Genomic DNA, 13,877 nt, shown 5'->3' on the forward strand with positions numbered 1-13,877 from the left:
ATAATTTCCATCAAAAAAGCATACATAGTAAAGCCCGAGAGGTAAGCGCAATAATAAATGTTTCAATGGGGCGCAACAATTTTTACATATACCTACAAGTAAAATCGTTTACTTTGACGATGTATTGCCAATGAAATGTTTTCTAAACATCTATTCATAATTGAACCGATATGCTGAAACCGATATTCCATTTCGTTTTCGCTTGTTTGCTGATAGTGTATTATAATAATATATCGGCACAACAATGCCCTATTATACCAAAACCACTGGAAGCTGTTAAAACAAAAGATAGCTTCATCATTAGCTCACAGACTAAGTTATTTATTGAAAAACCGGAACTAAGATCTGCTGCCGGCTATTTGCAGTTTCGCATGCTGCATATGTTTGCGATACCGTTAATCCCCACGCCCACTACCCCTGTTGCCGATGTAGTAGAATTGCGCTTAAGTAATAATGCTACGGCCAACGAAGAAGGATATCTATTATCCGTAACAGATAAAAAAGTAATTATTACAGGAAATTCTACCGCAGGAGTAATTAACGGAATTTCTAGTTTGTTACAGTTAGCAGCCTCAGGTAGTAAAAAAGACCAAAAAATTGTCTTAGCCGGATGGAATATTAAAGATGCTCCGTTGTATGCGTGGCGCGGACTCATGTTGGACGAGTCAAGACATTTTTTCGGTATTAATAAGGTAAAATCTATTTTAGACTGGATGGCTTTGTATAAGCTGAACCGTTTTCATTGGCACCTCACAGATGAGCCCGGTTGGCGTATAGAAATTAAAAAATATCCACGATTGGCTCTGGTAGGAGGCGTAGGTTCACACACCGATCCCAATACGCCGGCTCAATATTATACACAGGATCAAATTGCGGAAGTCGTTCGTTATGCTGCTGAAAGAAATATTACAGTAATACCCGAGATTGATATGCCCGGACATGCCACTGCTGCCAATCGTGCCTATCCTGAGTTTAGCGGTGGAGGTAGTGAAAAATATCCCAATTTTACTTTTCATCCCGGTAAGGAGGCTACTTATTCCTATCTCACTGATATACTGAGAGAGGTAAATGCTTTATTCCCTTCAGGGATGTTGCATTTGGGCGGTGATGAAGTAAGCTTTGGCAATCAACAATGGCTGTCTGATCCGGAAGTAAAAAAGCTGATGGCCCAAAATAAGCTCAACAATGTGCTGGAGGTGGAACAATATTTCATGCAGCGAATGGCCGACTCTGTTTTTAAAATGAATGCAAAACTGTTGGCATGGGATGAAGTAGCCAATATGAATTTTTCCCGAGACAGAACGATTGTATTCTGGTGGCGACACGACAGACTTTACCAGCTGGATACGGCATTGAGGAAAGGATATAGTGCGGTGCTTTGTCCACGCATTCCTTTATATTTCGATTTTGTGCAAGATAGCACGCATTCCATTGGGCGCAAATGGGGTAAAGCTTATAGCTCCTTGAAAGGGGTGTATGATTTTAACGCTCGCAATCTATCAGTAATTAATGACGCTAATTATCGTCAAGTATTGGGCATACAGGCCAACTTGTGGACTGAAACCATTGCCGATACGCACCGTTTGGATTTTATGCTTTTCCCGAGAATTGCAGCTTTATCAGAAGCGGCCTGGACCCCGACCGATAAGAAAGACTACGATGCATTTGTTAGGAAATTAAAACAACATTTTGATTTGTATAAAAAAGAAAAGATTCATTATTTCGATCCCTTCAATATGCGTTTATAAAGTTGTTATTATGATAAAAAGAAATGCTCCGTCAATATCGGAGCATTTCTCATAATATGTATATGAAGAAAAGTCGTTTAGGTTGAAAGATTTTTTTCTTTATCCTCGGGACGAATAATCATACGGAACGATTGGTCTTTGCTAAAATAAGCAATCACCCAGTTGGTGAAAGTTCTTAACCGATTTTTTACTGTTAACAGCGACATTACGTGTATGAATAGCCATACTACCCATGCCAAAAATCCGTTGAAGTGAAATTTTGGCTTAGGAATATCCGCAACTGCTTTATTACGGCCGATGATAGCCATAGAGCCTTTGTCGTTATATTTAAACGGGGTTCTTTCGGATGCGGGTTTGGTTAAATTTTTAGCCAATAATTTACCCTGTTGTATGGCTACTTGAGCTACCTGCGGATGCCCTTTAGGAAAATTGGGGTCTGAAGTTTGAAGACAGGTGTCTCCTATCGCATAAATATTCTCGGTGCCTAAAATTTTATTGTATTCATCCACCAACATTCGTTTTCCGGGACCAATGCTTTCTTCGGGGATACCTTCGTAAGCAACGGCAGAAACTCCTGCGGCCCAAATCAGATTTTTGGTTTTGATAACCGTGTCGTCAGAGAGGGTTACTTCTTCTCCGTCAAAATCCTTTACTCTGGTATTCAGCATTACTTTCACACCCAGCTTTTCCAGAGATTCTTTGGAGTATTTCTGTGAAGATTCAGACATGGGAGACAGTACTGCTTGACCACCATCTACCAAAATAATTTCGCTTAGCCCTTTACCTAGTTCGGGATAGTCCTTACGGATAATAGTCTGCCGCATTTCGGCAAACATACCAGACACCTCTACACCTGTAGGTCCGGCGCCTGCTATCACAGTAGTGAGCAATCTTCGTTTTAAATCAATATCTGTAGTGCGGGACGCTTCTTCTAAGCGGTTGAGTAGTAGGTTACGCATAGCCAGCGCATCACTCAATGTTTTCATTGGAATGGCATACCGCTTTACGTTCTCCATACCAAAAAAATTGGTAACAGCACCCGTGGCTATTACCAGTATATCATATTCCAGCTCTCCATTCGAAAGAATAATTTTGTTTTCAGCAGGAAGAACTTTTTTCATCTCTCCCATCCGGAAATGTACATTGGATTTATTTCTCAGAAATTTCCGGAACGGATAACTGATACTGGAGGGCTCCAGAAAACCTGTTGCCACCTGATATAATAAAGGTGGAAAGAAGTTATAATTATTCAAATCCACCAGCGTAATATCGAACGCAGGATTCTTGGCCAGTTTCTTTATGAAATTAACGCCGGCGAAACCACCGCCAACAACCACCACTTTTTTAATAGCATCAGCCATAAGAATGTTTATTACTTTAATATTTATTGAACCCCACAGTAATAAATACCGTCGGATTATTTTTCGGGAACTTTGTGAAAAGTTATTGCTACACGATTCAGCATATTCATGTGTGCTATAGCAAAGCTTAAGTCTACTAAGTCCTTTTCATTAAAATGCTGACGCGCTTCGTTAAGAATAGCTTCCGGCACTTCTTGATCTTTTAATATCGTCATTGCTTCGGCCAGGGCTAGAGCTGCTTTTTCTTTTTTGGAAAAGAAAGGCATGTCTTTCCATTTTACTATCGCATTTAATTTACGTGCGTCTTCCCCACTGTTGATGGCGTCTTTCCAATGTAAATCTATGCAATAAGGGCAACCATTGATTTGCGATACTCTTAAATAAACAATATGTAGTAAAGATGCTGGTAATGCTGTGTGCTTTAAATAGCCATACATCGCCAATAAAGTCTTATATCCCTCGGGAGCCACAGTTCCATAATCAATACGCATATTCTTTATATTTTTACTTATAATGATCTTTGATCTTTTCTCAGTGTTGGCTAATAATCGATTACCTGTTCCTGTATGGTTTCAGGAATTTCACGCCACTGGTACAACTGATTGCGTAATTGTGGTTCAAAGCCGGCTTCGCGAATAGCTTCTTGAATGGTTTTATAGGTAAACCTGTGTGGTGCACCTGCAGCACTTACTACATTCTCCTCAATCATAATGCTACCGAAATCGTTAGCTCCGGCATGGAGACATACCTGCGCTGTAGCTTTTCCTACGGTTAGCCAGCTAGCCTGTATATTTTTAATATTGGGTAGCATAATGCGTGACAGTGCTACCATACGCACATACTCCTCTGCAGTGGTAAGATTGTGTACACCTCTAATACGTGCCAACAATGTATCTACATCCTGAAATGTCCAGGCAATAAAAGCCAGAAATCCGTTGGTGCCTTCGGGTTTGCGACTTTGCACTTCGCGTATTTTCACTAAATGTTCAAAGCGTTCTTCTATAGTTTCTACATGGCCGAACATCATGGTTGCAGAGGTGGTGATATCCAGCTTATGCGCTTCATGCATAATGTCTAGCCATTCTTGCGCCCCACATTTTCCCTTACTGATAAGACGACGTACCCGATCTACTAATATTTCCGCTCCCGCTCCGGGAAGAGAATCCAATCCGGCCTCTTTCAAAGCCATCAGCACTTCACGGTGAGTACTCTTTTCCAGTTTGGTGATATGTGCTATTTCGGGTGGCCCTAAAGCGTGTAGGCGGATATCAGGGAATTCGGCCTTTATGGCACGAAACGTATCTACATAAAATTGTAATCCTAACTCGGGATGGTGGCCTCCTTGCAGTAGCAATTGATCGCCTCCGTATTGGATGGTTTCTCGAATCTTTTGGCGATAGGTGTCCATATCGGTTATATAAGCCTCAGGATGTCCGGGAATGCGAAAAAAATTGCAAAACTTACAGTTGGCGATACAAACATTGGTTGTATTTACGTTACGATCGATCTGCCAGGTTACTTTTCCATGGGGTACCTGTATTTTACGCAGCTCGTCTGCTACATACATGAGCTCACTCAGCGGGGCGTTGTGATACAGGAATACACCTTCCTCTACACTTAGAAACTCAAAATTCAACGCTTTTTTATAAAGATCCTCTAAATCCATATGCGGAGTAAATTATAGGCTAAGGTACGAAATGAATGATAAAGCATTTCATTCTCATCAACATCAACGATATAGATAATTTTGCAACACTGGAAGGCACCGCTCCGTTCTTAATATTGTTAATAATAACCATCGAAGCGCTTTATTTGTTTTTATCATTGTAAATAATCGGAGTATTAAGGATTTACGGGTAAGTTGCTTCGTTTGAACAGGTACAGTGAGCCCTTTAGCATTCCTTTCATCATAAATGAATAGGCGCTTTTATAAAAAGAAGTAATTTTAATCGGATTGTTTTACCTAATGAAAATACTCTTTACCAGTTTGCCCTTGATTGTACTGTTTTTCCGGGTAGCCGCACAGGATTCCTTCGAAGAGCCGTCTAGTCAGGAACTCACCACTATTAAGTTTATACAATTTACGGGAGGTGTCATTTGTTTTAAAGCCCTGTTAGACGATAAAAAGGACTCGCTGTTGTTTATATTGGATACCGGAAGTGGTGGTATATCGCTGGATTCTACCACTGTACGCGAGTTGGGTATAGAGCCACCGGCTCCGGAGCGTCTGGTTCGAGGGGTTGGTGGTGTACAAAAAGTGGGCGTGCTCAAGAACAGAAAGCTAACCGTTAATGGTCTAGAGATTGACAGTCTTAATTTTCATGTAGTGGATTATGAGATCCTTTCGGCATTGTATGGGGAAAAAATTGACGGCATTGTTGGGTATGCTGTATTAAGCCGGTTTATCCTAAAAATAGATTATGAAAAGCAAGAAATAACATTTTGTTCCAATGGTAGTATAAAATATCCACGTGGAGGCTATTTATTGCAACCACAATTAAATACGCTTCCCTATTTACAGTCCCAGGTTAAAGATCATGTAAAACGTCAGTTTTATTATCTGTATGATATTGGGGCTGGCCTTACCGTACTGTTTTCCAAGAAATATATGGAAGATAGCGCCTTTCTTAAAAAGAAGAGACGGAAGTACCTAAAACAAGGTGAGGGGCTTGGAGGTAAGGTAGACATGTATATCAGCGTAATGAAAAAGTTAAGAATTGGTCCGTATAAGTTCCGATATGTGCCCTTAAATATTTTCGATGATACCCACAATATCACTTCCTACCCCACATATGGTGGCTTAATTGGAAACGATATCTTCCGTAGATTTAACTGTATTCTAAACTATAATAAAAAAGAGATTTACATCACCCCTAATAAGTTTTTTCGAGATCCATTTGATTATGCTTATTCGGGTTTGGAGTTATATCTGATCGACGGTAGACCTATAATCGGTGATATACCTAATGGTTCGCCCGCGGATCGGGCAGGTCTTAAGGCTGGGGATGAGGTGATTGCCGTGAATAATCGTTTCGGGATGACGTTGAATGAAATGAAGCAGATGCTGCAATCCACTTATGGTATCATTAATATTCTTATTAGAAGGAACAATGAATTACAAATGAAAAAAATGAAAATTATCAACATCCTGAATGGAAAATATATCTCCAATCAAAGCATTCCCAATACTTTCAGAGAAAAAATTCGGATAAAATCGGGCAGCGATTTATATACCACCCCACCGCTAGAATGAACTTTAGGAGGGTTTTGACTGTTTCAAAAATCAAAACTACTTTCGCTGCATGGTTCAATTTGAAAAATTTGTTTTAAGCAATGGTTTGCGTGTGATAGCGCATGTAGACAAATCCACCCCTCTGGCGGTGATGAACGTGTTGTACGATGTGGGGGCTAGAGATGAGGATCCTCAGCGCACGGGCTTTGCGCATTTGTTTGAGCATCTAATGTTCGGAGGTTCGGTAAACATTCCGGTGTACGACGAGCCTTTGCAAATGGCCGGAGGAGAAAACAATGCTTATACAACCAACGATCTTACTAATTACTATATACAGCTTCCGGCCGAAAATCTTGAAACAGCTTTCTGGCTGGAAAGCGACCGTATGCTTTCGCTAGCCTTCAGCGAAAAAAGCTTGGAAGTACAGCGGAAGGTGGTATGCGAAGAGTTTAAAGAGCATTATCTAGATAAGCCTTATGGCGATGCCTGGTTTAAAATGCGAGAGTTGGCTTATAAACAGCATCCTTACCGTTGGATGACCATAGGCAAGGAGCTGGCTCATATTGAGCAGGCACAGCTCAGCGATGTAAAAGCTTTTTTCTTTAAGCATTATCGTCCGGTAAATGCTATTCTAGTAGTGGCAGGCAATATTGATGTGGAGGAAGTAAAACGATTAGCGGAAAAATGGTTTGGTGATATTGAATCGGGAGAAAAATATGTGCGTCAACTTCCGCAAGAGCCGGAACAAACCGAAGCCCGTCGGTTGGAAGTAACAGCCGATGTACCGCTAGATGCTTTTTATAAATGCTGGCATATTGGCGGGCGTCTGAATAAAGAATATTATGTGGCGGATCTAATCACCGATATCTTGGGCGGAGGCGAGTCTTCTAGGCTTTATCAAAAATTAGTAAAAGAACAGCAGCTTTTCGTAAACATACAATGCTACCATTTCGGGAGTTTGGACCCTGGCATCATTTGTATCGAAGGTAAGCTAGTGAAAGGGGTAGACATTAAAGCCGCCGAAGCCGCTGTTGAAGCCATTCTAAAGGAGTTTAAGGAACAGATCATATCCGATAAAGAATTACAGAAAGTAAAAAACAAAACAGAAAGCATGCTGGCTTTCGAAGATATGAGTGTGTTAAATCGTGCCTCCAGCCTAGCGTTTTACGAACTACTAGGTGATGCCAACATGATGAATACGGAGTTGCAACAGTATGCCTCCGTAACCGTGTCGGATATTCATGAAACTGCCAATAAGGTTTTCAGAGACTCCAATAGTAGTACGCTTTATTATCTGGCAAAAAATAGATAGAAAGCTTGAAAAGCGGTTCTTTCATGACAGTTGTTATCGATATTTCTAATTTTTGAAAATAAATATTTGCTCATGCTGAATAGATCTGTAGCGCCCACGATTGTGCATCCAGTTAATTTTAATCTGCAATTACAGCCGTATCAGAAGTATATTTTAAATAATGGTGTGGAAGTGTATGCGATAGATGCAGGTACGGAGGAGGTATTGCAAATCGAATGGGTATTTGACGCGGGTAATTGGTATGAGCAGAAAAATCTGGTGGCAGCTGTTACCAACTATTTGCTGAAAAACGGTACGCATCAACAATCGGCACTTGAAATCAACGAACATTTTGAGTACTACGGTGCTTATTTAAACCGTCATTGCGGAGCGGAGTTTGCTACGCTTACACTGCACTGTCTTACCAAACATACAGAGATGCTTTTACCTGTGGTGCGCGAAATTCTTTCCGAAGCAGCCTTACTGCAAACAGAAATGGATATTGCCATTCAAAACATGAAGCAAAAATTAGACATTAATCTGAAAAAAAGCAGTTTCGTGGCAGGAAGGCTAATTGATGCTTATCTGTTTGGAGGAGAGCACCCCTATGGTCGCTTCAGCCGTCATGAGGATTTTGATAAACTGACCAGAGATGATTTAGTTGCATTTTACAATAAATATTATAAAGAAGGTTCTTTTAAAATTTTTATTGCCGGAAAACTGCCCCCTCATCTTTCAACAGTGCTGAACCAGTATTTTGGAGATTTTAAAAACGCAACCCCTAATACCATAGTGCATGCTGCAACACCAGCACAGGAAAAAAAGCATCGCGTAGTAAATGATGCCAACAGCAGCCAGGGATCTATACGTATGGCGCGACCTTTCGGCAACAGACATCATCCTGATTTTTTAAATGCTCAGGTATTAAATGTACTGTTTGGTGGCTTTTTCGGGAGTAGATTGATGATGAATATTCGCGAAGACAAAGGGTATACCTATGGTATTCATAGCTATCTGCTGGGCAATAGAAAAGAGAATGGCTGGATGATTACTACCGAGGCCGGTCGGGATGTAAGCGAAGCCACCATCGAGGAAGTGTATAAAGAAATGCATAGATTGAGGGAAGAGCCTATTGACGAAGAGGAATTGATGCTTGTAAAGAACTTTATGATGGGGACTATTCTGGGCGATTTGGATGGTCCGTTTCAGATCATAGGAAGATGGAAAAATATTATATTGAATGAACTGGACAATGATTACTTTAATAGATATATCTCCCATATCAAATCCATTTCTGCTAAAACATTACAGCAGACCGCCGAAAAGTATCTGATACCGGAAGATTTTTACGAATTGATAGTGATATAAGCTAGTTTACCAGAAAACCCAAGCCTACTTTATTGATTATATTTTTGGCAAAACCGGTTATTTTAGGAATGGTTTTGCCTGCATTGATTCTGCGTACATACATCAGCTTGTAATTATCGTTATAATTCAGATAGCGCGCATCTATTTCTTTTGATGTAAAGAAGATGCGATTGGAAACGTACGATAGCGATATACCCCATTTTTCTGTGTTATAGCCGGCGGCTGCTTTCATTTTTAAATTAGGATTGAATTTCCATCCCGTGTGCTTTTCATTGTTGAGATTGTGTTCGGTGATATAACTAATATCTCCATTTAAAGAAAGCATACCTGTAAGAAAAAGGTATTGCTTTGTCACGAAAGTATAGCCATAGCCTACGCCAGGTCCTATTGTGATAAAGTGAATTTTGTGTATATCGGAGTGAGGATAGTCTTCTGCTTGTTGTGAAGGAATAAATGCGCTGTCGCCAGTAGCATTACCATAATAAATTTCACCTCCATACAATAACGAGCCGGCCGATTTCTTTTGTCGCGAATCCAGTAAGAAAGGAGCCTGTGCGGTAAATCTGCGGTTATTGTCAATAATAGTAATTGTGGTTCCATAAAGGCTTGTGGCGATATCAGGACGTACATAATATTTCCCACTGTTGCCGATGTCGGCATGGGTGATATTGGCATATAAACCTTTATAACGCTGAATATAAATATCTGCTAGCACCTTACGTCCTGTGAAGCTGAGCTGAAGATTTAATTGCTTAGTTTTTCCTTTGTCTTTGGAACTAGATGGGTCCAGACGACCTACACCTATAGTACCAGATAGCGCTAAGAAATCGTGATTGGCATATAATCCTATCCGAGAGGGATTGTTAGAGAAGTATCTTAATGCATTCGATTCACTAGCATTCATTTTGAACGCCGTATTTTTTTTAGCCAATAATGGCCCCAGCGTAAGTTTATCTCGATAAGATACATAATAACTGGTATCGTATCGTTCGGCTTGATATTGTGCGTATGTTGCAATGGAACTCGCTAGGTTTAGGAATGCAATAATAAACTTCTTCATATGATAAGGTATCACAAATTACAATAATATTTTCGGTTCTGTATTAAAAAATATTTTACTTAGAGGAACGGAGATAGCCGTATGGGCACACTATCGAAAAGTCTTGGGGTGTGAAGGTTCACATCAGGTAAGTGTTCAAAATGCTAATATTTGCTATCGATAAAAAAACTTACGTTTGTAATATGTTTTTCGACCGAAAAGACTTGTCCAATGCGCAGTTGCTGCAGTTGCATCGAAGTCTGTTATACCCCCGCCTTATAGAAGAAAAAATGCTCATTTTGCTACGTCAAGGAAAAATAAGCAAATGGTTTAGTGGTATCGGTCAGGAGGCTATCGCTGTGGGAGCAACAATGGCTATGCAACAGGATGAGTGGATAATGCCACTACATCGTAATCTGGGTGTATTTACCACCCGACAAATGCCTTTACGAAAGCTTTTTAAGCAGTGGCAGGGCGAGCAGGACGGGTACAGTAAAGGAAGAGAACGTAGCTTTCATTTCGGTAGCAGCGATCATTATATCTGTGGCATGATTTCGCATCTGGGGCCTCAGCTAGCAGTGGCGGATGGGGTAGCGCTCGCTTATCAGCTGGCAGAACAAAACAAAGCTGTTTTAGCTTTCACGGGCGAAGGGGGAACCAGCGAAGGCGATTTTCATGAAGCTCTCAATATTGCAGCAGTGTGGGACCTGCCAGTCATTTTTCTTGTGGAAAACAATGGCTATGCCTTAAGCACTCCTACGAATGAGCAATACCGCTGTGTGCATTTGGTAGACAAGGCCAAAGGATATGGCATGGAGGGCGTACGAATCGACGGTAACAATATTCTGGCAGTATACGATACCATCAAAGGCGTGAGGGAATATTGTATCACCTACCAAAAACCTTATCTGGTAGAGTGTGTGACTTTTCGCATGCGTGGCCATGAAGAAGCTAGTGGCACGCATTATGTACCATCTTCCTTATTTGAGCTGTGGCAGCAAAAAGACCCCGTTAACAATTTTGAACAGTATTTGCAAGAGCAGGAAATCATTACGCAGGAAGGTCTGCAGGCTGTGCGGGATGAAATTAAAACCCAGATAGAAGAAGAACTGGCTGCAGCGGAAAAAGAAAAATCTTACTTCGTTATTGATACAAAACTTGAGCTGGATGAAGTGTACTATCCACATCAGCAAAGTGAAGAATTACTGAATGTGGATGAAAATGATGCATCGGAAAAACGTTTTATAGATGCCATAAAGGAAGGTCTTATTCAATCCATGAAAGAGCATGAAAAGCTCATCATCATGGGTCAGGATATTGCAGAATATGGCGGAGCCTTTAAGGTTACTGAGGGTCTAGTGAACATCTTTGGAAAAAAAAGAATTCGCAATACACCCATTTGCGAGAGTGGTGTGGTAGGAGCCGCACTGGGATTGGCTTTGGAGGGGTACAAGTCGGTAGTGGAAATGCAATTTGCCGATTTTGTAACCATGGCCTTTAATCAAATTGTAAATAATCTTGCAAAAATTCATTATCGATGGGGACAACCGGCCGACGTGGTGGTGCGCATGCCTACTGGCGGCGGTATGGGGGCTGGCCCTTTTCATAGTCAGAGCAATGAGGCCTGGTTTGCCCATGTTCCCGGATTAAAAATAGTGTATCCCGCTTCTCCACGTGATGCTAAAGGATTACTAATAGCAGCCATCAATGATCCCAATCCGGTGCTTTTCTTTGAGCACAAAGCCCTTTATCGCAGTCTTACCGAGCGGGTGCCCAACGCCTTCTATGAAGTGGAAATCGGAAAAGCACGTTTGGTGCAATCCGGAGAAGATGTTTCCATTATTACTTACGGCATGGGTGTTATATGGGCGCAGCAATATGCCGAAGCACACCCCGAAGTAGATGTGGAGATATTGGATTTGAGAAGCTTGCTGCCCCTAGATTATGATGCCATCAGAAATACGACAGCCCGAACAGGCCGCGTACTAATTTTGCATGAGGATACACTGACGGGAGGCATCGGGGCGGAGATTGCCGCCTGGATTGGAGAACACTGTTTTAATATGTTGGATGCTCCGGTAATGCGTTGTGCTTCGCTAGATACACCTGTACCGTTTAACAAAGCATTGGAAAAGAATTTTATGGCTGTAGCAAGACTTGAAAAATGTATGGATGAACTGCTGGCTTATTAATGCTAGCTTAATAAAATCATTACTATGGCATATGATCTGTTGATACAAAGCATTTCAAAACACGTAACATTGAGTGAAGACGACATTGCTGTTTTGAAAAGTTTTCTGAAAGAAAAGAAGGTGAAAAAAAAGCATTTTCTTTTTTTGGAAGGAGACATGCAGCAGCAGGTGTCTTTTGTGAGCAGTGGTTGTTTGCGCAGCTATGCTATTGATAAAAACGGTAATGAACATATTATCCAGTTTGCTCCGGCCGGATGGTGGATTGGTGATATGCGCAGCGTCCTCTATGACGAACCCGCCACCTTAAATGTAGAAGCCATAGAGGATAGCGAAATAGTATGGATCAGCCAACATGACAAAGAACAACTGTATGAGAAAATACCTGCCTTGGAGCGTTATTTTAGAATACTAGCAGAACGAGCACTGGCTACTTTTCAACAAAGACTCATCGATGCCCTCAGTCTTACCGCTGCAGAACGTTACAGTAATTTTTGCAAAAGATATCCTTCTCTTATTCAGTCGATGCCGCAGAAATATATTGCTTCGTACATAGGTGTAACACCGGAGTTTTTTAGCAAAATGCTTAGCCAGCCTATGAAGCGCAAATAGCCCTAAAACAATCTTGTGAGCTTTTTGTTCGCTGTAATCATTAATCTAGATTAAGCTTTTTGCTTAATCCAGATTATTGTATGGGGGTAAGGCATGTGGGTAGCTTTGTTTAAAACTTAAGACGATGAAAAAGACAATAGAAAAAGTAGTTTCAAGACCCAGGCATGCCGGAATGGTAGGAGATGGTTTTAGAGTTTACAATTATATTCCCAGGGGAGGCATAGAGCAACATAGGTTGAGCCCATTTTTACTGATGGATTTTGCCGCGGCGCATTATTTCTCGCCTACAGATACACCCCGAGGCGTGGATGCACATCCTCACAAAGGATTTGAAACAGTTACTATAGCATATAAAGGCAGTGTGGCCCATCATGACAGTGCCGGCAACAGTGGTGTGATACATCCGGGTGATGTGCAGTGGATGACTGCCGGCTCAGGCCTGCTGCATAAAGAGTATCATGATGCACAATTTGCGGCTGAGGGAGGCATTTTTGAGATGGTTCAGCTTTGGGTAAATCTACCTAAAGCATACAAGTTGGTAAATCCGCATTATCAGGCTTTGACTGCAGACCGCATTCCCAAAGTTTTATTACCCAATGATGGTGGAGAAGTAAATGTAATTGCCGGGAGTTTCAACGGTCAGAATGGTGCGGCAACTACTTATACACCTGTAAACCTTTTTGACATTAAGCTGCATGCAAAAGGACAGGTATCGGCTACCATTCCTGCAACGCACAATACCGCCCTACTGGTGGTGGAGGGAAATGTAACAGTAAATGATCGCCCAGTACATCAACACGATTTTGTTTTGTTTAATAACGACGGAACATCAGTAGAGATTAAAGCCGATACCGATGCAGTGGTTTTATTATTGAGCGGTACCCCTATAGAAGAACCCATTGCCAGTTACGGTCCGTTCGTAATGAACACGCAGGATGAAATAGTGGAAGCGATAAAAGAGTTTCAGCGCGGTGCTTACGGCGTACTTGCCTAAGCCTGCGTCTATCGCCTATTCGAGGGATTGCCGGAGTGTAAAG

General features: G+C 41.3%; 11 protein-coding genes. 7 read left to right on the forward strand and 4 right to left on the reverse strand.

Annotated features, from left to right (window positions below; translation table 11 throughout):
- Positions 1-170 precede the first annotated feature (170 nt).
- Positions 171-1,748, forward strand: a complete 1,578-nt coding sequence (locus V2H41_RS09215) for a beta-N-acetylhexosaminidase (RefSeq protein WP_330974859.1) — start codon at positions 171-173, stop codon at positions 1,746-1,748.
- 77 nt (positions 1,749-1,825) lie between these two features.
- Here the strand turns inward: V2H41_RS09215 and V2H41_RS09220 are convergent, their stop codons facing one another.
- The 3 genes from V2H41_RS09220 to mqnC are packed head-to-tail and all read right to left on the reverse strand — an operon-like array spanning position 1,826 to position 4,775.
- Positions 1,826-3,109, reverse strand: a complete 1,284-nt coding sequence (locus V2H41_RS09220; RefSeq protein ID WP_330974860.1) for an NAD(P)/FAD-dependent oxidoreductase — start codon at positions 3,107-3,109, stop codon at positions 1,826-1,828.
- A gap of 56 nt (positions 3,110-3,165) precedes the next feature.
- Positions 3,166-3,600, reverse strand: coding sequence for a carboxymuconolactone decarboxylase family protein (locus V2H41_RS09225; RefSeq protein ID WP_330974861.1), 435 nt, complete (start codon positions 3,598-3,600; stop codon positions 3,166-3,168).
- A 50-nt stretch (positions 3,601-3,650) separates the two neighbouring features.
- Complete coding sequence (gene mqnC, locus V2H41_RS09230) at positions 3,651-4,775, reverse strand: cyclic dehypoxanthinyl futalosine synthase (RefSeq protein WP_330974862.1); 1,125 nt, start codon at positions 4,773-4,775, stop codon at positions 3,651-3,653.
- Positions 4,776-5,075: 300 nt separating this feature from the next.
- On the opposite strand from mqnC, the gene V2H41_RS09235 reads away from it, so the two are divergent.
- The 3 genes from V2H41_RS09235 (at position 5,076) to V2H41_RS09245 (ending at position 9,000) form a co-directional block, all read left to right on the forward strand.
- Complete coding sequence (locus tag V2H41_RS09235) at positions 5,076-6,362, forward strand: aspartyl protease family protein (RefSeq protein WP_330974863.1); 1,287 nt, start codon at positions 5,076-5,078, stop codon at positions 6,360-6,362.
- A 49-nt stretch (positions 6,363-6,411) separates the two neighbouring features.
- Positions 6,412-7,653, forward strand: coding sequence for a M16 family metallopeptidase (locus V2H41_RS09240; RefSeq protein ID WP_330974864.1), 1,242 nt, complete (start codon positions 6,412-6,414; stop codon positions 7,651-7,653).
- A gap of 72 nt (positions 7,654-7,725) precedes the next feature.
- The gene (locus V2H41_RS09245) at positions 7,726-9,000 is read left to right on the forward strand and encodes a M16 family metallopeptidase (RefSeq protein ID WP_330974865.1); all 1,275 of its coding nucleotides are present in this window, start codon (positions 7,726-7,728) and stop codon (positions 8,998-9,000) included.
- Position 9,001: 1 nt separating this feature from the next.
- Here V2H41_RS09245 and V2H41_RS09250 read toward each other — a convergent pair whose 3' ends face one another.
- Positions 9,002-10,060 carry a DUF4421 family protein gene (locus tag V2H41_RS09250; protein WP_330974866.1) on the reverse strand — a complete coding sequence of 353 codons (1,059 nt, stop codon included), beginning with the start codon at positions 10,058-10,060 and terminating at the stop codon, positions 9,002-9,004.
- A gap of 140 nt (positions 10,061-10,200) precedes the next feature.
- Between V2H41_RS09250 and V2H41_RS09255 the strand changes: the two genes are divergently transcribed.
- The 3 genes from V2H41_RS09255 to V2H41_RS09265 all read left to right on the forward strand — a co-directional run bounded on the left by V2H41_RS09255 (position 10,201) and on the right by V2H41_RS09265 (position 13,834).
- On the forward strand, positions 10,201-12,231 hold the full coding sequence (locus V2H41_RS09255; protein WP_330974867.1) for an alpha-ketoacid dehydrogenase subunit alpha/beta: 2,031 nt from the start codon (positions 10,201-10,203) through the stop codon (positions 12,229-12,231).
- A 24-nt stretch (positions 12,232-12,255) separates the two neighbouring features.
- Positions 12,256-12,840 (forward strand): Crp/Fnr family transcriptional regulator, encoded by a 585-nt coding sequence (locus tag V2H41_RS09260; protein ID WP_330974868.1) that lies wholly within the window; start codon positions 12,256-12,258, stop codon positions 12,838-12,840.
- 124 nt (positions 12,841-12,964) lie between these two features.
- Positions 12,965-13,834, forward strand: a complete 870-nt coding sequence (locus V2H41_RS09265) for a pirin family protein (protein ID WP_330974869.1) — start codon at positions 12,965-12,967, stop codon at positions 13,832-13,834.
- Positions 13,835-13,877: the final 43 nt, after the last annotated feature.

The sequence above is a fragment of the Niabella digestorum genome (assembly GCF_036409055.1).
In the GTDB taxonomy this organism is placed as follows: Bacteria; Bacteroidota; Bacteroidia; order Chitinophagales; family Chitinophagaceae; genus Niabella; species Niabella composti.

Bases quoted from the DNA above. Each gene is read 5' to 3' on its own strand.
- V2H41_RS09220 (WP_330974860.1), bottom strand. From the start codon at position 3,109: ATGGCTGATGCTATTAAAAAAGTGGTGGTTGTTGGCGGTGGTTTCGCC.
- V2H41_RS09235 (WP_330974863.1), top strand. From the start codon at position 5,076: ATGAAAATACTCTTTACCAGTTTGCCCTTGATTGTACTGTTTTTCCGG.
- V2H41_RS09250 (WP_330974866.1), bottom strand. From the start codon at position 10,060: ATGAAGAAGTTTATTATTGCATTCCTAAACCTAGCGAGTTCCATTGCA.
- V2H41_RS09215 (WP_330974859.1), top strand. From the start codon at position 171: ATGCTGAAACCGATATTCCATTTCGTTTTCGCTTGTTTGCTGATAGTG.
- V2H41_RS09260 (WP_330974868.1), top strand. From the start codon at position 12,256: ATGGCATATGATCTGTTGATACAAAGCATTTCAAAACACGTAACATTG.
- mqnC (WP_330974862.1), bottom strand. From the start codon at position 4,775: ATGGATTTAGAGGATCTTTATAAAAAAGCGTTGAATTTTGAGTTTCTA.
- V2H41_RS09245 (WP_330974865.1), top strand. From the start codon at position 7,726: ATGCTGAATAGATCTGTAGCGCCCACGATTGTGCATCCAGTTAATTTT.
- V2H41_RS09240 (WP_330974864.1), top strand. From the start codon at position 6,412: ATGGTTCAATTTGAAAAATTTGTTTTAAGCAATGGTTTGCGTGTGATA.
- V2H41_RS09255 (WP_330974867.1), top strand. From the start codon at position 10,201: ATGCTAATATTTGCTATCGATAAAAAAACTTACGTTTGTAATATGTTT.
- V2H41_RS09225 (WP_330974861.1), bottom strand. From the start codon at position 3,600: ATGCGTATTGATTATGGAACTGTGGCTCCCGAGGGATATAAGACTTTA.
- V2H41_RS09265 (WP_330974869.1), top strand. From the start codon at position 12,965: ATGAAAAAGACAATAGAAAAAGTAGTTTCAAGACCCAGGCATGCCGGA.